This is a genomic window from uncultured Phenylobacterium sp., assembly GCF_902826855.1.
GTDB lineage: Bacteria > Pseudomonadota > Alphaproteobacteria > Caulobacterales > Caulobacteraceae > Phenylobacterium.
In genome coordinates, this window is the sequence record NZ_CADEGK010000096.1 from 1 (window position 1) to 17,654 (window position 17,654).

The 17,654-nt window shown below is 68.9% G+C and carries 21 protein-coding genes; 11 read left to right on the top strand and 10 right to left on the bottom strand.

Translation table 11 applies throughout. The annotated features are described in order from the left end of the window. Window positions 1-2,108, top strand: a 2,108-nt coding sequence (locus QZV94_RS13945; RefSeq protein WP_293678514.1) for a DNA gyrase subunit B, incomplete at its 5' end; no start/stop codon positions are given. Between the two features lie 46 nt (window positions 2,109-2,154). Here the strand turns inward: QZV94_RS13945 and QZV94_RS13950 are convergent. After that, window positions 2,155-2,775 (bottom strand): trimeric intracellular cation channel family protein, encoded by a 621-nt coding sequence (locus tag QZV94_RS13950; protein ID WP_293678515.1) that lies wholly within the window; start codon window positions 2,773-2,775, stop codon window positions 2,155-2,157. Between the two features lie 202 nt (window positions 2,776-2,977). Here QZV94_RS13950 and QZV94_RS13955 point away from each other — a divergent pair, with 202 nt between their 5' ends. The 3 genes from QZV94_RS13955 to QZV94_RS13965 all read left to right on the top strand — a co-directional run bounded on the left by QZV94_RS13955 (window position 2,978) and on the right by QZV94_RS13965 (window position 4,935). Next, a complete protein-coding gene (locus QZV94_RS13955) occupies window positions 2,978-3,319 on the top strand; it encodes a UrcA family protein (RefSeq protein ID WP_293678516.1) in 342 nt (113 codons plus the stop codon). Between the two features lie 93 nt (window positions 3,320-3,412). Continuing rightward, on the top strand, window positions 3,413-4,357 hold the full coding sequence (gene ftsY, locus QZV94_RS13960) for a signal recognition particle-docking protein FtsY (protein ID WP_293678517.1): 945 nt from the start codon (window positions 3,413-3,415) through the stop codon (window positions 4,355-4,357). After that, entirely contained in the window at window positions 4,354-4,935 is a 582-nt protein-coding gene (locus tag QZV94_RS13965) for a septation protein IspZ (RefSeq protein WP_293678518.1), read from the top strand. The genes ftsY and QZV94_RS13965 overlap by 4 nt, the downstream gene beginning before the upstream one ends. Before the next feature lie 19 nt (window positions 4,936-4,954). Here QZV94_RS13965 and QZV94_RS13970 read toward each other — a convergent pair whose 3' ends face one another. From QZV94_RS13970 to ccmA, 6 genes are all read right to left on the bottom strand, one after another. Continuing rightward, entirely contained in the window at window positions 4,955-5,158 is a 204-nt protein-coding gene (locus QZV94_RS13970; protein WP_293678519.1) for a hypothetical protein, read from the bottom strand. A 377-nt stretch (window positions 5,159-5,535) separates the two neighbouring features. Continuing rightward, on the bottom strand, window positions 5,536-6,051 hold the full coding sequence (locus tag QZV94_RS13975; RefSeq protein WP_293678520.1) for a DsbE family thiol:disulfide interchange protein: 516 nt from the start codon (window positions 6,049-6,051) through the stop codon (window positions 5,536-5,538). Between the two features lie 61 nt (window positions 6,052-6,112). After that, window positions 6,113-6,931, bottom strand: a complete 819-nt coding sequence (gene ccmC, locus QZV94_RS13980; RefSeq protein ID WP_293678521.1) for a heme ABC transporter permease CcmC — start codon at window positions 6,929-6,931, stop codon at window positions 6,113-6,115. 40 nt (window positions 6,932-6,971) lie between these two features. Continuing rightward, on the bottom strand, window positions 6,972-7,562 hold the full coding sequence (locus QZV94_RS13985) for a Spy/CpxP family protein refolding chaperone (protein WP_293678522.1): 591 nt from the start codon (window positions 7,560-7,562) through the stop codon (window positions 6,972-6,974). 95 nt (window positions 7,563-7,657) lie between these two features. Beyond that, window positions 7,658-8,323 carry a heme exporter protein CcmB gene (ccmB, locus tag QZV94_RS13990; protein WP_293678523.1) on the bottom strand — a complete coding sequence of 222 codons (666 nt, stop codon included), beginning with the start codon at window positions 8,321-8,323 and terminating at the stop codon, window positions 7,658-7,660. Next, a complete protein-coding gene (gene ccmA / locus QZV94_RS13995) occupies window positions 8,320-8,919 on the bottom strand; it encodes a heme ABC exporter ATP-binding protein CcmA (protein ID WP_293678533.1) in 600 nt (199 codons plus the stop codon). The genes ccmB and ccmA overlap by 4 nt, the downstream gene beginning before the upstream one ends. Window positions 8,920-9,127: 208 nt before the next feature. Here ccmA and acnA point away from each other — a divergent pair, with 208 nt between their 5' ends. After that, window positions 9,128-11,821 (top strand): aconitate hydratase AcnA, encoded by a 2,694-nt coding sequence (gene acnA / locus QZV94_RS14000; protein WP_293678524.1) that lies wholly within the window; start codon window positions 9,128-9,130, stop codon window positions 11,819-11,821. A gap of 86 nt (window positions 11,822-11,907) precedes the next feature. On the opposite strand, the gene QZV94_RS14005 is transcribed toward acnA, so the two are convergent. Next, on the bottom strand, window positions 11,908-12,417 hold the full coding sequence (locus tag QZV94_RS14005) for a hypothetical protein (RefSeq protein ID WP_293678525.1): 510 nt from the start codon (window positions 12,415-12,417) through the stop codon (window positions 11,908-11,910). Window positions 12,418-12,518: 101 nt separating this feature from the next. Between QZV94_RS14005 and QZV94_RS14010 the strand changes: the two genes are divergently transcribed. The 3 genes from QZV94_RS14010 (at window position 12,519) to QZV94_RS14020 (ending at window position 14,577) form a co-directional block, all read left to right on the top strand. Then, the gene (locus QZV94_RS14010) at window positions 12,519-13,196 is read left to right on the top strand and encodes a thioredoxin family protein (protein ID WP_293678526.1); all 678 of its coding nucleotides are present in this window, start codon (window positions 12,519-12,521) and stop codon (window positions 13,194-13,196) included. 50 nt (window positions 13,197-13,246) lie between these two features. Continuing rightward, window positions 13,247-13,948: a DUF1223 domain-containing protein gene (locus QZV94_RS14015; protein WP_367254469.1), complete on the top strand. Its 702-nt coding sequence runs from the start codon at window positions 13,247-13,249 to the stop codon at window positions 13,946-13,948. A 290-nt stretch (window positions 13,949-14,238) separates the two neighbouring features. Next, window positions 14,239-14,577, top strand: a complete 339-nt coding sequence (locus tag QZV94_RS14020) for a DUF2794 domain-containing protein (RefSeq protein ID WP_293678527.1) — start codon at window positions 14,239-14,241, stop codon at window positions 14,575-14,577. Window positions 14,578-14,641: 64 nt separating this feature from the next. On the opposite strand, the gene QZV94_RS14025 is transcribed toward QZV94_RS14020, so the two are convergent. Next, window positions 14,642-15,388 carry a Bax inhibitor-1/YccA family protein gene (locus tag QZV94_RS14025; protein WP_293678528.1) on the bottom strand — a complete coding sequence of 249 codons (747 nt, stop codon included), beginning with the start codon at window positions 15,386-15,388 and terminating at the stop codon, window positions 14,642-14,644. A 110-nt stretch (window positions 15,389-15,498) separates the two neighbouring features. Between QZV94_RS14025 and thpR the strand changes: the two genes are divergently transcribed. Both thpR and lepB read left to right on the top strand, forming a co-directional pair. Further along, window positions 15,499-16,035, top strand: coding sequence for an RNA 2',3'-cyclic phosphodiesterase (thpR, locus tag QZV94_RS14030; RefSeq protein WP_293678529.1), 537 nt, complete (start codon window positions 15,499-15,501; stop codon window positions 16,033-16,035). Between the two features lie 87 nt (window positions 16,036-16,122). Further along, entirely contained in the window at window positions 16,123-16,890 is a 768-nt protein-coding gene (lepB, locus tag QZV94_RS14035) for a signal peptidase I (protein ID WP_293678530.1), read from the top strand. On the opposite strand, the gene QZV94_RS14040 is transcribed toward lepB, so the two are convergent. Then, window positions 16,887-17,216 (bottom strand): EF-hand domain-containing protein, encoded by a 330-nt coding sequence (locus QZV94_RS14040; protein WP_293678531.1) that lies wholly within the window; start codon window positions 17,214-17,216, stop codon window positions 16,887-16,889. The two genes, lepB and QZV94_RS14040, sit on opposite strands and share 4 nt — an antisense overlap. Window positions 17,217-17,415: 199 nt before the next feature. Here QZV94_RS14040 and QZV94_RS14045 point away from each other — a divergent pair. Continuing rightward, the coding region (locus tag QZV94_RS14045; RefSeq protein WP_293678532.1) for a PadR family transcriptional regulator at window positions 17,416-17,654 on the top strand (239 nt) is incomplete at its 3' end.

A 17,654-nucleotide genomic window follows, 5' to 3' on the forward strand; every position in this document is an offset into this window, starting at 1 on the left:
CCCAGCTGCACGCCGGCGGGAAATTCGACCAGAACTCCTACAAGGTCTCCGGCGGGCTGCACGGCGTCGGCGTCTCGGTGGTGAACGCGCTCTCCGAATGGCTGAAGCTGAAGATCTACCGGGGCGGCAAGTCCTACGAGATGGAGTTCCGGCACGGCGACGCGGTCTCGCCGCTGATCGAAACCGGCGACGCGCCGATGCGCGACAACGGGCTGCCGCTGTCGGGCACCGAGGTCACCTTCCTGCCGTCGCTGCAGACCTTCGCCTTCATCGACTTCGACCTGAAGACGCTCGAGCACCGGCTGCGGGAGCTGGCGTTCCTGAACTCCGGCGTGACCATCTGGCTGAAGGACAACCGCGGGGCCGAGCCGTTCGAGGAGGTCATGCACTACGAGGGCGGGATCGAGGCCTTCGTGCGCCACCTCGACAAGGCCAAGACGCCGCTGCTCAAGGCGCCCATCGTGGTGCGCGGCAAGCGCGAGAACGTGGAGCTGGACCTGTCGCTCTGGTGGAACGACGGCTACCACGAGAACGTCCTCTGCTTCACCAACAACATCCCGCAGCGCGACGGCGGCACCCACTTGGCGGCGTTCCGCTCTGCGCTCACCCGCCTGATCACCAACTATGCCGAGAGTTCCGGCGCGGCGAAGCGCGAGAAGGTCACGGTCTCCGGTGAGGACGCCCGCGAAGGCCTGACCTGCGTGGTCTCGGTCAAGGTGCCGGACCCGAAGTTCTCGTCGCAGACCAAGGACAAGCTGGTGTCCTCGGAAGTCCGCCCGGCCGTCGAGGGCCTAGTGGGCGAAGGGCTCTCCTCGTGGTTCGAGGAACACCCGGCCGAGGCGCGGCTGATCGTGCAGAAGATCGCGGAGGCGGCCGCGGCGCGCGAAGCCGCCCGCAAGGCCCGCGAACTCACCCGGCGCAAGTCGGCGCTGGATATCTCGTCCCTGCCCGGCAAGCTCGCCGACTGCGCCGAGAAGGACCCGGCCAAGTCGGAGATCTTCCTGGTGGAGGGCGACTCGGCCGGCGGCTCGGCCAAGCAGGCCCGCAACCGCGACAACCAGGCCATCCTGCCCCTGCGCGGCAAGATCCTGAACGTGGAGCGCGCGCGGTTCGACAAGATGCTGGGGTCCGAGCAGATCGGCACCCTGATCATGGCGCTGGGCGCCGGCATCGGCCGCGACGAGTTCGACATCGAGAAGATCCGCTACCACCGGATCGTGATCATGACCGACGCCGACGTCGACGGCGCCCACATCCGCACGCTGCTGCTGACCTTCTTCTACCGGCAGATGCCGGAGGTGATCGAACGCGGCTACCTCTATATCGCCCAGCCTCCGCTCTATAAGGCGTCCAAGGGCAAGTCGGTCCGCTATCTCAAGGACGATCCCGAACTCGAGATCTACCTGATCGACGAGGGCGTGGACGGCGCGGTCCTGGAGCTGTCCTCCGGCGAACGGCTCACCGGCAAGGATCTGCTGACCCTGGTGCAGAGCGCCCGGGCGGCGAAGGCCAACATCGAGCGCCTCGCCGCACGCGCGCCGGCCTTCGCCATCGAGCAGGCGGCCCTGGCTGGCCTGCTGGGCAATTCGGTCGACGTGGCTGAGGCTGCGCGACGGTTCGACCTCTACGCAGAGGAGGGCGACGGGGCCTGGGCGGGCGAGCCGGCGGCCGGCGGCGGCTATGCCTTCTCCCGCGTGAAGCGCGGCGTCTCCGAGAAGCTCGTGCTGGACGAATTGCTGTTGCACGCGGCCGACGCGCGCCGGCTGGCGGAACGCGCCGCGGCGATGGCCGAGACCTTCGCGGCCCCGGCCACCTTCACCCGCCGCGATCGCGTGACCAAGGTGCGCGGGCCGCTGGACCTGGTGAACGCGGTCATGGACAACGGCCGCCGCGGCCTCTCGATCCAGCGCTACAAGGGCCTGGGCGAGATGAACGCCGAGCAGCTCTGGGAGACCACGCTCGACGTGGAGGCCCGCACCCTGCTGCAGGTGAGAGTGAACCACGCCGACGACGCCGACGACATGTTCACCCGCCTGATGGGAGACCTGGTCGAGCCCCGCCGCGAGTTCATCCAGGAGAACGCCCTGGACGCCGAGGTCGACGTTTAGGCTTCGCCGCCGCTGCGCTCAGAGCCAAGGTCTCCCGGTGGTCGGCTCACTCCGCGCGGCCGGGGAACCCTGGCATCTGCCAGCCGAACAGGATCGCACCCGCCCGCACCGTGAACGCGGCGAGGAAGCCCATCAGCACGGCGACCGCCCCAGGGACCGCCATCGCGTCCAGCCCCACGAAGACCGCCGCTCCGATCAGCGCCGGGGTCACGTAGAGTTCGCGCCGCAGCAGGATCGACGGCTGGTGGGCCAGGACGTCGCGGATCACCCCGCCGAAGGTGGCGGTCAGCACCCCCATAACCACCGCCGAGAACGGCGGCACGCCGAGCGACGTCGCCTTTAGGGCGCCGACCACCGCGTAGGACGCCATGCCGATCGCGTCGAGCCAGAGCAGGGTGCGCTCGCGGCCCTGACCCCAGCCGAACACCCAGACGCCCACCGCCGCCGCCAGGCAAACCGCCACGTACTGCGGGCGCGCCACCCAGAACACCGGGGCGTCGATCAGCAGGTCGCGCAGGGTGCCGCCTCCGACCCCGGTGATGGCGGCGAAGAAGCCGAAGGTGATGATGTCGTGCTTGGCCCGCGCCGCCGCGAGCGCCCCCGAGGCGCCGAACACCGCGACGGCGGCGTAGTCCAGCGCGGTGAGCGTGGCGGCGAGCGGGTCCATGGCAGCGCCTTAGTGGGGCGGGCGACCGCGCCACGCAAGCTGAGGGGTGTCCGCTTCCGGACGCTCAAGCGCGGGCGGTCGCGATAAGAGTCGTATAACTCACTGTTTTTACCATATTTTCTGAGCTTCAAGCGCGGCCGCATACTCAGTTGCAGGCCGGACGCTCCCTCGTCTGCGCCGTTCAACCGAAGGAAGACCCACCATGCGTCGCCATGCCCTTTTGTGCGCCTTGATCGCCGCCCCCGCCGCCCAAGCCCAGTTGGCAAACGAACCGGCAACGTCCAGCGTAACCATCCGACTTGATGACCTCGATCTGACCAGTTCGCCCGGGGCCGAGACGGCCCTGCGTCGCATCCGTCGGGCCGCCGCCCAGGCCTGCGGGGCATCCCGCGGCCACCCGGACCTGACCCGCACCGTTCCGAACGCTCTCCGGACCTGCCGCGCGGCCGCAGTGGACACCGCCGTCGCCCGGGCGGGCGTTCCTGCGATCAGCCAGGCTTATGCCGCGAGCCAGGGCGCCCGGATGGCGCTCGCCCGCCGCTGACGCTGGTCCGGCCGGCGCGGCGGGCGCCGGCCGGACTCCCTCGCTCCAACCTGGAGGTGACGCGCGGCCGGGGTCCGGCTAGAAGGCGCGCCCATGTCTGAACCCAAACGCGGCTGGTTCGCGCGCCTCACCGAAGGGCTGACCAAGTCCTCGAAGCAGATGGGCGAACAGATCGCCCAGGTCTTCGTGGCCAAGGAGCCGCTCGACCAGGCCAAGCTCGACGAACTCGAGGAGATGCTGATCGAGGCCGACCTCGGCCCGCACTCCGCCGCCCGCATCACCGAGCGCTTCGCGGCCGAGAAGTTCGGCAAGGACGTCGACGAGGCGGAGATCCGCGACGCCCTTGGCGTCGCCATTGGCGAGGAACTTGCCTCCCGCGAAGGGACGTTCGACCCGCTGTCGGGCCCCAAGCCCTACATCGTCCTCTTCATCGGCGTGAACGGATCGGGCAAGACCACCACTCTGGGCAAGATCGCAAGCGACCTCGTCCGCCGCGGCGCCAAGGTGCTGGTGGTGGCCGGCGACACCTTCCGCGCCGCCGCCGTCGAACAGCTGAAGATCTGGGCCGACCGCGCCGGCGCCGACTTCATCGGCCGGCCCACCGGATCGGATGCGGCCGGCCTCGCGTTCGATGCCGTGGAGCAGGCGCGCGCCCAGGGCTACGACGTGGTCCTCATCGACACCGCCGGGCGTCTGCAGAACAAGCAAGGGCTGATGGACGAACTCTTGAAGATCATCCGGGTGGTGAAGAAGATCGACCCCGAGGCGCCGCACGAAACCCTGCTGGTGCTCGACGCCACGGTCGGGCGCAACGCCCTGGCCCAGGAGAACATCTTCGGCAACCAGATCGGCGTCTCAGGCATCGTCATGACCAAGCTGGACGGCACCGCCCGCGGCGGGGTGCTGGTGCCGGTGGCCCAGGCCTCCGACAGCCCCATCAAGCTGATCGGGGTCGGCGAGGGCGTCGATGACCTGCAACCCTTCAATGCGCGCGCGTTCGCCCGATCGCTCGTGGGCCTCACGGAGCCGGTGCGATGACCCAGCGGACGCGAGACTGGATCCGATATTTCGTCGACTACTCGGCCCTGGTGGTCTTCCTGGTCGCCTACTTCCTGACCGGCCGGAATATCGCCAACGCCACCTGGGCCCTGGTCGCCGGCTCAGCCATCGCGCTGCTGGTCGGCCTGGCGGTGGAGCGAAGGCTGGCGCCGTTTCCGCTGATCGCCGGCGGCGCGGCCCTGGTGTTCGGAGGCGCCTCGCTGTTCTTCCACGACCCGCGCATCCTGAAGATCAAGCCCACGGTCATGAACGGGTTCTTCGCGGTGCTGCTGCTAGGCGGCATGGCGCTGGGCAAGAACCCTATGCGGCTCCTGCTCGGCGACGCGTTCAACATGCCCGACGCGACGTGGCGACGGCTGACCATCAACTATGCGGCGCTTTTCCTGGGCCTGGCCGCGCTCAACGAGTTCGTCTGGCGCACCCAGCCGGAGGCGACCTGGGTGCTCTTCAGGTTTCCCGGCATGATGGTCCTGACGGTGGCTTTCTCGCTCGCGCACACGCCGCTACTCATGAAGTACGTCAAGGCCGACGAACTCCCCCCACCCCCGACCGAGTAGCGGTCACGGAGGAAGGCGCCTATCCGACGGGGTGGGTCGGGAAAGCGATGTTGAAGGGGCGCAGGTGCGGATCGGCGAGCCGCTCGTAGCGGCTATCTGGCAGGCGGCCCAGGATCAGGCCGAGCAGGGTCGAAGCGTCCACGTCAGCCGGCGGCGGCTCGCCGTTCAGCTGCCGCCAGAGCGCAGCGGCCTCCTCGTAGATCTTGTGGTCCCGTCCATCCATCGCCTGCCCAACCCCTCGGGCGTCGCGACCGTTCCAAATAAAAATAAGTTAATTTCGCAGCTTAGCTGAGCGCTAGACCCGGATGTCGAGGAAAGAGCCTGGCCTCGGGATCTTCTGCGGCGCTTCGGCGGCCGGGGCGGCCGCTCGGCTGACCGTAGGTGCTGGCGGCGCGGCGGCGGGCTCCGCCGTGGCGGGGGCCTGACCCGAAATCATCGCGAAGAACGCCTTCTGCGCGGCCAGCTTGCCAGCGTCCTGCGAGGGCGCTGGGACGGGTGTGGTCGCCGGCGGAAGCGCGGAGGGTCGGATCGGGGTCACGGGCCTGCCGGGATATGGTTAACGCGTCGACCCCACACTGCCCCCGACGCCTCAACGCAGGGTTAACGGACCAGCTTGGCCAGCGCCTCGGCCTCGGCCTGCGTCATCGGTCCAGTGTGCTTCTGCAGGACCTGGCCGCCCCGGGCGATGACGTAGGTCTCCGGCACCCCCGTGACGCCGAACTCCACGCCGGCGCGCCCATCGCGGTCCACAAGGGCCTGGGCGTAGGGATCGCCGAGCCGGCCCAGCATCGCCTGGCTGTTGGGCGGAGCGTCCTTGTAGGCGATTCCGACAACGCGGACCTGGGCGCCTTTCAGCCCCATCAGCACCGGATGCTCGATCTCGCAGGGCGCGCACCAGGAGGCGAAGAAGTTGACGATCATCGGCCCCTCGGCGGCCGCAGCGCGCAGGCTGACCGGCGTCCCCTCCTTCAGGGCCGGCAGGGTGATGTCCGGGATCTGGCGTCCCACCAGGGTGTGCGGCTGGTATTTCGGGTCGTGGCGCAGGGCGAAGAAGTAGAACAGCGCGCCGAGCGCCAGTAGCGCCGCCAGCGGCAGGACCGCAATCCAGCGGCTCATTTTCGCGACAGCTCTTCGAAGCGCCGCTTCCAGCGTCGCGCGTGGTTGAGCGAGAAACCGATCATCGCGGCGAACACCACGATGGGGATGGCGAAGGACGGGACGATGAACTCGGCGTACTTGAAATCGAACACCGCGAACCCCCCGTCCCCGGGCCTCTGGCCGCCCTCAGCGCTGCGGCCTCGGCGCGGCGGCGCCACACCTCGCCCCGGATGCGCACAAGCCACAGCGAGCCGAAGGCCGACATGTAGGCCAGCGCCATGATCAGCAACGGCTGCAGGAACACCGGCGCCAGCGTCGGCCCGCCCTCGCGGAACACCGAGGAGCCCTGGTGCAGGGTGTTCCACCAGTCCACGCTGTAGTGGATGATCGGCAGGTTGACCGCGCCCACCAGGGCCAGGATCGCCCCCGCCCGGGCCGCCTTCTGCTCGTCGTCCATCGAGGCCCGCAGCGCGACGTAGGCCACATAGAGCAGGAACAGCACCAGGACCGAGGTCAGGCGCGCGTCCCACACCCAGTAGGCCCCCCACATCGGTCGGCCCCAGAGGGACCCGGTGACCAGCGCCAGGAGCGTGAAGCCGGCCCCCAACGGCGCGGCCGCCTGCGCGGCGGCGTCGGCGAGCGCGTGGCGGAAGATCAGCGACAGGAAGCTCGCCCCCGCCAGGCAGACGTAGACGAAGCTCGCGAGCCAGGCGGCGGGCACGTGGATGAACATGATCCGCACGGTCTGGCCCTGCTGGTAGTCCTCCGGCGCGGCGAAGCCCAGGTAGAGGCCCCAGGCGGCCAGGGCGAGTGCGATCACCCCGAACATCGGCGCCGCCCAGCGCGAGAACGCCATGAAGCGCTCGGGGTTCGACAGGAAGGCGGGCGCCCAGGTCATGCGTCCGGCATAGAGTCCGAGCGGCCGCCTCGCAAGCGGCCTAGCTCCGCGGCCGTACCGGCGGTTCCGGCGGTGGGGGCGCCAGCGGAGCCCGATGGGCCATCGGCATCGGCCCGTGCATCATCATCGGCCCGCCCATTCGCCCCCCGATCACCAGCATCGGCATGGCGTCGAACGCCTGCTTCTGCTTCGCGTCGAGCTGCCCGTAGAAGGTCTTGATGGCGGCGACCTTGCGGTCCATCTCGGACTTATGCTCGGCCGCCCTGGCCTGCATGTCATCCAGCCGCTGCAGGGTGGTGCGGTCGTCGGCATGGTGTGCGAACCGGACCATGTGGTCACGGCCGTGGCCACGGCCATGGTGCGGCGGGGTGGCCTCGAGGAAGGCCTTCAGCGCCGGTCGCTGCTCCGGGCGCAACTGCAACAGCCGCGACACGGTCTCCTCCCGCCTGCCCTGGTTCGCGGTGTCGTTGTGATGGCCGCGGTGGACGTCGGCGTGGGCGGACCTGGCGTCCTCCCGCGCCGGGCGGGTGGTGGCTGCGGGGTCCGCTGCGTCCGCGGCTATAGCGACCGTGGCCCCGGCGGCGAGAGTGATTGCGGCTCCGGCCAGTAGCCGGATCATGGGCGTCTTCATCTCAAACGTCTCCGGATCGACGATCCCGTCGTGAACACAGCTCAGGCCAAGCTTGCGGCCGAAACGCGGCGCCCGGGATTAAGCTTTGGTCATCTTCAGCTTAGCGCGTTGCGGCAGGCGGCGGCCATGGCCAGCGGCCCGAGCGCGACGGCCATGGCGGCATAGGCTCCCAGCAGCGCGAATCCACTGCGCCACGGCAGGCCGCCGGCAAAGGCGTCCAGGGCGCCCCCGCCGAAGATCACCGGCGGGACGAACAGCGGCAGCACGATCACGGCGGTCAGCAGCCCGCCGCGCCGCGCACCCAGGCTGAGGGCCGCGCCGATGCCGCCGGTGAAGGCGAAGGCGACGCCACCCAGGAGCGCCGTGGCGAAGATCAGCGGCGCGAGCTCCGGCCGGGCGCCCAGCGCGATGGCCGCGACCGGGGCGGCCAGCGCCAGCGGAGCGCCCGTCGCCAGCCATTGGCCGAGGCACTTGATGAAACAGATGAGTTCCAGCGGCGCGGACGAGAGGCTGAGCAGGTCCAGCGCGCCGTCCTCGTAGTCGCGCTCGAACAACCGCTCGAGGGAGAGCAGCGAGGCCAGCGCCAGCGCCACCCACGCCGCGCCGGGCGCGATGGCGGCCAGCCGCTCGGGCTCCGGGCCGATGGCCAGCGGCAGCAGCGTGGCGACGCCGGCGTAGAACCCCACCGCCACCAAGGGTCCGCCTCCGCGGCCCCAGGCCAGCGCCGTCTCGCGGGCGAGCAGGGCGGCGAGCCGGCTCATCCGGCGATGTCCAGGCTCTTGGCGGCGATCGGGAGCGGGTCGTGCACGGCGGCCAGGATCATGCCGCCGTCGTCCAGGTGGCGGGTCATCAGAACGGCGAAACCCTCGCGCCAGCGTGCGTCGAGGGGGCTCAGCGGCTCGTCCAGCAGCCAGAGCGGTCGCGGCGCCGCCAGCAGGCGCGCCAGGGCCACGCGCCGGCGCTGGCCCGCGGACAGGCGGCGCACCTCCAGGTCGAGCAGCGCGGTCAGGTCCAGCGCCTCGGCGGCCGCGGCCACCGTCGCCGTCCGCCCGCCGCACCACCGTGTCCAGAACGTGAGCTCCTCACGCGCCGTACGGGCCGCCTTCAGCCCGTCGGCGTGCCCGACCAAGTGCAGGCCGTCGCCGCGCGCCTCCGCCGGATCGACCCCGCCGAACGAAATCTCACCCGCCTCCAGACGCACCAAGCCCGCCACCGCGCGCAACAGGCTGGTTTTGCCAGAGCCGTTCGCCCCCGTAAGCGCACACGCCTCACCCGCCGCCAGGGCCAGATCGAGACCCTGGAAAAGGACCCGCCCACCTCGGCGGATGGCCGCGGCATGGATGCTTAGGGCCGTGATCTGGGACTGGTTGTTCAACAAACCGCGCCCTGAGCAAGCCTTCGCCGCGCCGCGCATGGACGCGGCCGGGGCGCGGGTCTATGAAAACGGGGGCTGCCGCCGGGGGGCATCACCGCTGCGCGGGGACGAACGCTGTGTGTCCGTCCCAGACTGAGCGCGCGATCCGTCCGGGGTTTGGCGGCAGGGAACAGAGAAAGGATCTCCAAAGATGGCGTCCGTGGACACCCTCAAGACCCGCCGTCAACTGACGGTCGGCGACAAGACCTACGCTTACTACAGCCTGCCGGCCGCCGAGGAAGCGGGACTTTCGGGCGTTTCGACGCTTCCGATCTCGATGAAGGTGCTTCTCGAGAACCTGCTGCGCAACGAAGACAACGACACCGTCACCGCCGACGACCTCAAGGCGGTCGCCGCCTGGGCCGATAACCGCGGCTCGATCGAGCACGAGATCAGCTTCCGCCCCGCGCGCGTATTGATGCAGGACTTCACCGGCGTGCCGGCGGTGGTCGACCTGGCCGCCATGCGCGACGCCATGACCGCGCTGGGCGGCAACCCCGACAAGATCAACCCGCTGAACCCCGTCGACCTGGTGATCGACCACTCGGTGATGGTGGACTATTTCGGCACCTCCAAGGCGTTCGCCGCCAACGTCGACCGCGAGTACGAGCGCAACATCGAGCGCTACAACTTCCTGCGTTGGGGCTCCTCGGCCTTCAACAACTTCCGCGTCGTGCCTCCGGGCACCGGGATCTGCCACCAGGTGAACCTGGAGTATCTGGCCCAGACGGTCTGGACGAACTCCGACGAGGGTCCGGAAGTGGCCTATCCCGACACCGTGGTCGGCACCGACAGCCACACCACCATGATCAACGGCCTGGCGGTGCTGGGCTGGGGCGTGGGCGGCATCGAGGCGGAGGCGGCCATGCTGGGCCAGCCGATCCCGATGCTGATCCCCGAGGTCATCGGCTTCAAGCTGTTCGGCGAGCTGAAGGAAGGCACCACCGCCACCGATCTGGTGCTGACCGTCACCCAGATGCTTCGCAAGCGCGGCGTGGTCGGCAAATTCGTTGAATTCTACGGCCCCGGCCTGGCCAACATGACCCTGGAAGACCAGGCGACCATCGCCAACATGGCCCCGGAATACGGCGCCACCTGCGGATTCTTCCCCGTTACCCGGGCGACCATCGACTACCTGACCGCCACCAACCGCGCGCCCGACCGCGTGGCCCTTGTCGAGGCCTACGCCAAGGCCCAGGGCATGTGGCGCGAGCCCTCCGACCCGGATCCGGTGTTCACCGACACCCTGGAGCTGGACATGGCCAGCGTGGTGCCGTCGATGGCGGGGCCCAAGCGTCCGCAGGACCGCGTGGAACTCACCGCCGCCGCCGCCGAGTTCAAGGGCGCGATGGAAGGCGACATGTTCGCCAAGCCGGGCACGCTGACCGACCGCTTCCCCGTCGAGGGCGAGAACTACGACATCGGTAACGGCGACGTGGTCATCGCGGCGATCACCTCGTGCACCAACACCAGCAACCCCGGCGTGCTGCTCGCCGCCGGCCTGCTGGCCAAGAAGGCGGTCGAGCTGGGCCTGCAGGTGAAGCCCTGGGTGAAGACGTCCCTGGCGCCGGGCTCCCAGGTGGTCACCGACTACCTGAAGTCCGCCGGCCTGACGAAGTCGCTGGACGCGCTGGGCTTCAACCTCGTGGGCTACGGCTGCACCACCTGCATCGGCAACTCCGGCCCGCTGGCGGTCGCGATCTCCGAGTCGGTCCAGAAGAACGACGTGGTCGTCTGCTCGGTCACCTCGGGCAACCGCAACTTCGAGGGCCGCGTGAACCCCGATACGCGCGCCAACTACCTGGCCTCGCCGCCGCTGGTGGTGGCCTACGCCCTGGCCGGCTCGATGAACATCGACATCACCAAGGACCCGCTGGGTGAGGGCAAGAACGGCAAGCCCGTCTACCTCAAGGACATCTGGCCGACGACGGCCGAGGTGACCGCGCTGCAGCGCAAGAACGTCACCTCGAAGATGTTCGCCAGCCGCTACGCCGACGTCTTCAAGGGCGACAAGAACTGGCAGGGCATCAAGGTGAAAGGCGGCCAGACCTACGACTGGGACCCGACCTCGACCTACGTGGCCAACCCGCCCTACTTCGAGGGCCTGCAGATGGAGCCGACCCCGGTCGTCGACATCGTCGAGGCCCGCGTCCTGGGCGTGTTCGGCGACTCGATCACCACCGACCACATCTCACCGGCCGGATCGTTCCGGGCCGGCACGCCGGCCGGCAAGTACCTGATCGACCGCCAGGTGCCGCCGACCGAGTTCAACGGTTACGGCGCGCGGCGCGGCAACCACGAAGTGATGATGCGCGGCACCTTCGCCAACATCCGCATCCGCAACCGCATCACCCCCGACGTCGAAGGGGGTGTGACCAAGCACTTCCCGTCCGGCGAGCAGATGTCGATCTACGACGCGGCCATGCGCTACCAGGGCGAGGGCCGCCCGCTGGTGATCTTCGCGGGCAAGGAATACGGCACCGGCTCATCGCGCGACTGGGCGGCCAAGGGCACCAAGCTGCTGGGCGTCCGCGCCGTGGTGGCCGAGAGCTTCGAGCGCATCCACCGCTCGAACCTGGTGGGCATGGGCGTGCTGCCGCTGCAGTTCCTGCAGGAAGGCTGGCACAAGCTGGGCCTGACCGGCGAGGAGATCGTCACCATCCGCGGCCTAACCGAACTCGCGCCCCGCAAGCAGTTGATCGTCGAGATGTACCGTCCCTCCGACGGTCGCATTGCCCGCTTCCCGGTCCGCTGCCGCATCGATACGCCGATGGAGCTCGAGTACTTCAAGAACGGCGGCGTCCTGAACTACGTCCTGCGCAGCCTGGCCAAGCCTGCGGCGTAGGAGTCCAACTCCACACAGATTACGGAGGCGTCGCGCAAGCGGCGCCTCTTCTGTTTCGTGGTTCAAGCGTGACGCCGGGGCCCGCGCTACTTCACCCGCGGCTTCACCGTCAGGCCGGCCTTGGCCAGGTCGGGGGTCAACCGGCGCGCCAGGTCGTCGTCGAAGCGCTGGGCCGCAGTGGCGGCGACGGCCCGGCCTAAACGGGTCTGGGCGGCGACCACACCGGGGCGCGCCACGTTGCAGGCGGCCGCTTCCTCGGTGGATTTCTCCGAGCCGCGCTCGCGGTCCTCAAGGCGGGTGGTGTAGGTTTCGCCGCAGGCCAGCCGGCCAGTGAGGGACTCGAAGCAGGGCTCGCGCTGCAGCCAGGTGGTGATGGTCCAGGCGCAGGTGAGCTCTGCCAGCACCGCCTCGCCGGCAAGCGGCGCCTGGGTTGCCTCCATGTCGGTGCGCACCAGCAGCTGGTAGCGGATCAACGCCTTCTCTGCGGCCTTGCCCTTGGCGAGCGTCAGCGGCACGTCGCGCCGGGCGATGGAGATGTAGCTGGAGTCGGTGCGAACGACTTCCGGGACTGCGGGCGGCGGCGGGACCTCGAACACGCGAACACTCCTGTGGCGACCGGGCAGTTTAGCCAAAGCGCCGCTTTTTCGTCATCGGAGGATGCGTCCTGCCTAGGGAAACGGCTGTATAAGACAACGTCATGCGCGCACTCGCCGTCCTCCTCGCCGCCGTCCCGCTGATCGGCGCCACGTCGGCGCCGGGCCAGCCGGTGGTGGTGGAGCTGTTCACCAGTCAGGGGTGCTCGTCCTGCCCCCCGGCCGACCAAGCCGTGGCCAGGGCCGCCGACCGCCCCGACGTGATCGCGCTCAGCTTCAACGTCACCTACTGGGACCATCTGGGCTGGAAAGACACGTTCGCCCGCCCCGAGTTCACCGAGCGGCAAAGGGCCTACCTCAGGGCTCTGGGCCAGGCCGCGCCGTTCACGCCCGAGGTGGTGGCCGGCGGTCGCGCCGGTGGCGTCGGAAACAGTCCGCGCGCGCTGGACCAGCTTATCGCCAGGGGCCGCGCCCACCCCACGACCACGATCGCAACCCAGCCAGGCAAGGTGAGCGTCGCGGCCGGCGTCGCACCCCGTCGCGGGGCCGAGGTCTGGCTGGTGAGCTACGATCCCCGCGTGCTGCAGGTGCCGGTGAAGGCCGGCGAGAACACCGGGAAGACCCTGCCGCAGCGCAACGTCGTGCGCGACCTGAGGCGGCTTGGCGAGTGGAACGGAAAGGCCGCAACCTTCCCCGCACCGGTCATCGATCCTGCCCTCAGGGGCGTGGTGATCGTGCAGGGCAGGAACGCGGGGCCTGTCCTGGCCGTCGCCCGACTGTGAGGCCTCACGCCTTCTTGAGATTTACAGCCTCAGGAACTGTCCTTAAGTCCATGGCGATGCGGAAGGCCGCGCTTCTCTGCCTGATCCTGTTCGCCTGGCCGGTCGGCGCGGCGGCCAAGCCCCCGGTGCTGGTGGAGCTGTTCACCGCACAGGGCTGTGGTCCGTGCGGTGAGGCCAACAGCCATCTCGGCAAGCTGGCGGACCGGCCAGGGGTGCTCGCGCTCACCTTCTCCGTCGACTACTGGGACTACCTCGGCTGGACCGACACCTTCGCCAGGCCGGAATACGCCGAGCGCCAGAAAGCCTACGTCGCGCGTCTGAAACTGCGCGAACCCTATACGCCTCAGGTGGTGGTGGACGGTCGCCAGGAGGCCCAGGGCCAGAAGACTGCCGAGGTCGAGCGCCTGGTGCGCCAGGCCCAGGCACAGCCGCACAACCCGCCGGACATCCGTTTCGTGGGCGCGCGTCGGGTCGACGTGGGGTCCGGGCGCGTCGTCAGGGGCGGGGCCGAGGTCTGGCTGATCCGCTACGACCCGCGCGAGGTCGAGGTGTCGGTGAAGGCGGGCGACAACCGCGGCGCTACAGTCACCCAGAGGAATGTAGTGCGCCAGATCGAGCGCCTGGGCGTCTGGCGCGGCAAGCCCAAGGCCTTCCGCGTGCCGACGGCGTCTGAGGAGGGGTTGAAGACGGTGGTCGTGGTGCAGGCCCCCAAGGGCGGCCGGGTCCTGGGCGTCGGCCTGGCCAGGAGCTAAGCGCGAAAACCCTCCCAAGAGGCAGCCCGCACGGCTGGAGAGCGACCGCGCGGGCTTACGTCTGGAGAGGGTAGTGTGTCGGTTGGCCAGTCCGCCGATCCAGGGGGGGCTGGGGGGGCTGTTCAGGATCCGGGACCAGCAGTCCACTGACCAACCGACAATGGGAATATCGGAAGCCCATCAGGCTGCGGAGCGTCCGAAATAAGGTCATTTCACGGCGCGGCGGACGCCCCTGGCGGCAGCGGATTGGGGGTGGCCCGAGTCGATTCTTTCGGTTTACGCTCAGCTCGATGGCATTCGACCCGAGTTACTCGGCGGTCCCGCGTCAGGCCGGTGTGTTCTTCGACCGGCGCGAGCTGGACCGCATTCTCCGCCTCTACGGACGCATGGTCGCCGCGGGTGAGTGGCGCGACTACGGCATGGACAGCCTGCAGGAAGCCGCGGTGTTCTCGGTCTTCCGCCGCGCCGCCGAGGCGCCGCTCTACCGAATCGAGAAGCGTCCGGCCCTGGCGCGCAAGCAGGGCGCCTGGGCGATCGTCGGTCAGGGCGGACACGTCCTGCGGCGCGGCCACGACCTGGATCAGGTGCTCCGGTTCTTCGACAAGGGCCGCTTCTCGGTGGTGGACTAAGCGACCGGGCGCGAAAAAACCCCGGCGGTCGCCCGCCGGGGTCGCATCGTTGCTTCGAAGCGGTCTAGCGACGGTTGCCGAAGATCGCGAGCAGGAACTGGAACAGGTTGATGAAGTCCAGGTAGAGGCTGAGCGCGCCGTAGCTGGTCGCCACGCCCATGGCGCGGGTGTCGCCGCCCAGCTCGTAGTAGGTCATCTTGAGCTTCTGGGTGTCGTAGGCGGTCAGGCCGGCGAAGATGCCGACGCCCAGGACGCTGATGATGAAGCTCAGCATGCCCGAGCCCAGGAAGATGTTGACGATCGAGGCCACGATCAGGCCGACGACGCCCATGATCAGGAAACTGCCCATCGCGCTCAGGTCCTTCTTGGTCGTGTAGCCGACCAAGGAAAGGGCGCCGAAGGCGGTCGCGGTGATCAGGAAGGTCGAGGCGATCGAGGCGCCGGTGTAGCGCAGCATCAGGACGCCCATGGACGCGCCGATAAGGCTCACCACGGTCCAGTATACGATGCCGGCGGTCTTTTCCGTCTGGTTCTTGATGGCGAAGCCAGAGAACAGCAGCACGGCCAGCGGCGCGAAGGCCACGATCATGCCGAGGATGCTGTAGCCCACGCGGCCGTTTGCCACGGTGAACATGGCGTCCCGCACCGGCGGAAACGAGCTCGTCAGCCAGGCCAGGCCGCCCGACAGCACCAAGCCCAGAGCCATCTTGTTGTAGACCCCGAGCATGAAGCTCCGCAGGCCCACGTCCACCGACATGTCGGCCCGGTCCGTGGGGACCGTGCGGGCAAAGTCGCGGTTGAAGTCGCTCATGAGAGCAAAGCCCTTAGAAAGGCGTCGCAAATCGGACGCGGCATTAATATCGGTTCGCAGTGTGCCCTTAGCAAGGCCTCGCGCCGCACCTAAGCGGCTATGAGGAACCGATGATCCGCCTGTTCGCCGCCCTGGCGGTCCCCGAGAACATAGGAACGGCGCTGGGCTCGCGGCAGACCGGGATCGAAGGCGCGCGTTGGCGGCCGCTGGAGGCGCTCCATGTGACGCTGCGGTTCTTCGGCGAAATCCGCGAGGACGTGGCCCGCGACCTGGACGCGGAGCTGATGCGGGTGGGCGGCCGGCCCTTCGAGATCGCGCTCGCCGGCGCCGGGTCTTTCGCGGACGGCGACGATATCCATGCGGTCTGGGCGGGGGTGGCGGAAACGCCGGGGCTCGCGCGCCTGGCCGCAGCCTGCGAGGCTGCGGCGCGCCGCGCCGGCCTGGCCCCCGACCGCCGCCGCTACCGTCCGCACGTGACGCTGGCCTACCTGCGTCGCCCCGACCCCGTGGAGGTCGCCCGCTGGATCCAGGCCAACAATCTGCTCAAATCTCCGCCGATCCACATCGACCGCTTCGGCCTCTACTCCAGCGCGCTCACCAAGTCGGGGTCGCATTACGCGCTGGAGGCTGAGTACCCCCTGCGCTAGGCGCCTCTCTCGCGCCGTGCGCCGGCGAAGGTCTGTCCGGACACGATGGTGTTTGCCCCGGACGCGGTTTTCCCCGACACACCGGCCATGACCGAAGACGCCGACCCCAAGCCCAAGAAGACTTTCCGCCAGGAGGTCGTGGAGACCGTCCAGACGGTGGTCTACGCCCTGATGATCGCCTTCGTGTTGCGGGTGGTGCTGTTCGAGCCTTTCACCATCCCCTCGGCCTCGATGCAGCCGGGCCTCCTGGTGGGTGACTACATCATCGCCACCAAGTGGAACTACGGCTGGTCAAAGCACTCCATCCCGTTCAGCCCGCCGCTGTTCGAAGGCCGGGTGCTGAAGCTGGGCGCGGGCCCGCAACGGGGGGACGTGGTGGTGTTCAAACTGCCCCGCGACACGCGTCAGACATATGTGAAGCGGCTGATTGGCCTGCCGGGCGACAAGATCCAGGTGACCGATGGCGTGCTGTCGGTCAACGACAAGGTGATCACCCGTACGCCGGCCGGTGACGCGAAGGATCCGGACGCCGGCATCACCGTGGCCCAGTTCCGGGAGTCGGGCCTGAACGGCCACAGCTACATGACCTTCGACCAGGGACCGGGCCACGACCGGGACGACACCGACGTCTTCATCGTGCCCGAGGACCACTATTTCATGATGGGCGACAACCGAGACAACTCCATGGATAGCCGCTGGCCCGAGGCCGTTGGCGTGGGCTTCGTCCCCGCGGAGAACCTCGTCGGGAAGGTCCGCCTGGTGCTGGTGTCGTGGAAGGGCGGCGCCAACCTGTTCAACCCGATCACCTGGGTGACGCGGTTCGATCCCGGCCGGATCTTCAAGCCCGTCGTCTAGGGCCGCTGGAACTCGGCATAGCTGATCACGCCGTCGCGATTCGCATCGAGGCGGGCGAACTCCGCGGCGCGCAGGCCGGGCCGGGCGAGCGAGGGAACGGCCGCTGCGCCCACCGCCGCAGCGATCGCGCAGGCGGCGACCAGCCGCCAAGTCCTGCGACGCGGCTGTGGCTGGGGCGCCGCCAGTTGGCCGTCGATGAATGCGCGCAACGCCTCGCTGGCCGAGCGGCCCTCCTCACGGCAGCGGGCCATGAACGCCAGCTTGGTGGGGTGGGGAATGCGGATCTCGAGGGACTCGCTCTTCTTCAGCTTGCGGGGTTCGGGCATGCGCGGACCGCTCCGTTCCATGTGGCGGAACGGAACCCGATTTGGCCCGCCCGGGACAGGAAAATCTCGTCCAGACAGCGGCCCGGCTAAGCGATGCGGGGCATTTTCGCATGCATTTAGATACAGTCGAAAAGAGCTTGCGCCGCCTGCTACTTAGATATATCTGCCATATAGACATATCTAAATGGAGTCTAAAACAATGCACCGACACTTCTTTTCCCGTCATGACGGGGAGCGCCGCAGCCGGCACGGCTGGGGCGGCCACATGGGCGGGGAGCACCGGGGGCGGGGCCGGCGGTTCGGCCGCTTCTTCGGGCACGGCGACCTGCGGATCGTCATCCTGGCCCTGCTCGAGGAGCGGCCGCGACACGGCTACGAACTGATGAAGGAGCTGGAGGAGCGCACCGGCGGCGCCTACCGGCCTTCGGCCGGGGTGGT

What these genes read in the sequence shown, in the direction of transcription:
- QZV94_RS13950 (WP_293678515.1), bottom strand. Translation starts at nt 2,775, where the DNA reads ATGGACCCGCTCGCCGCCACGCTCACCGCGCTGGACTACGCCGCCGTC.
- QZV94_RS13955 (WP_293678516.1), top strand. Translation starts at nt 2,978, where the DNA reads ATGCGTCGCCATGCCCTTTTGTGCGCCTTGATCGCCGCCCCCGCCGCC.
- ftsY (WP_293678517.1), top strand. Translation starts at nt 3,413, where the DNA reads ATGTCTGAACCCAAACGCGGCTGGTTCGCGCGCCTCACCGAAGGGCTG.
- QZV94_RS13965 (WP_293678518.1), top strand. Translation starts at nt 4,354, where the DNA reads ATGACCCAGCGGACGCGAGACTGGATCCGATATTTCGTCGACTACTCG.
- QZV94_RS13970 (WP_293678519.1), bottom strand. Translation starts at nt 5,158, where the DNA reads ATGGATGGACGGGACCACAAGATCTACGAGGAGGCCGCTGCGCTCTGG.
- QZV94_RS13975 (WP_293678520.1), bottom strand. Translation starts at nt 6,051, where the DNA reads ATGAGCCGCTGGATTGCGGTCCTGCCGCTGGCGGCGCTACTGGCGCTC.
- ccmC (WP_293678521.1), bottom strand. Translation starts at nt 6,931, where the DNA reads ATGACCTGGGCGCCCGCCTTCCTGTCGAACCCCGAGCGCTTCATGGCG.
- QZV94_RS13985 (WP_293678522.1), bottom strand. Translation starts at nt 7,562, where the DNA reads ATGAAGACGCCCATGATCCGGCTACTGGCCGGAGCCGCAATCACTCTC.
- ccmB (WP_293678523.1), bottom strand. Translation starts at nt 8,323, where the DNA reads ATGAGCCGGCTCGCCGCCCTGCTCGCCCGCGAGACGGCGCTGGCCTGG.
- acnA (WP_293678524.1), top strand. Translation starts at nt 9,128, where the DNA reads ATGGCGTCCGTGGACACCCTCAAGACCCGCCGTCAACTGACGGTCGGC.
- QZV94_RS14010 (WP_293678526.1), top strand. Translation starts at nt 12,519, where the DNA reads ATGCGCGCACTCGCCGTCCTCCTCGCCGCCGTCCCGCTGATCGGCGCC.
- QZV94_RS14015 (WP_367254469.1), top strand. Translation starts at nt 13,247, where the DNA reads ATGGCGATGCGGAAGGCCGCGCTTCTCTGCCTGATCCTGTTCGCCTGG.
- QZV94_RS14020 (WP_293678527.1), top strand. Translation starts at nt 14,239, where the DNA reads ATGGCATTCGACCCGAGTTACTCGGCGGTCCCGCGTCAGGCCGGTGTG.
- QZV94_RS14025 (WP_293678528.1), bottom strand. Translation starts at nt 15,388, where the DNA reads ATGAGCGACTTCAACCGCGACTTTGCCCGCACGGTCCCCACGGACCGG.
- thpR (WP_293678529.1), top strand. Translation starts at nt 15,499, where the DNA reads ATGATCCGCCTGTTCGCCGCCCTGGCGGTCCCCGAGAACATAGGAACG.
- lepB (WP_293678530.1), top strand. Translation starts at nt 16,123, where the DNA reads ATGACCGAAGACGCCGACCCCAAGCCCAAGAAGACTTTCCGCCAGGAG.
- QZV94_RS14040 (WP_293678531.1), bottom strand. Translation starts at nt 17,216, where the DNA reads ATGCCCGAACCCCGCAAGCTGAAGAAGAGCGAGTCCCTCGAGATCCGC.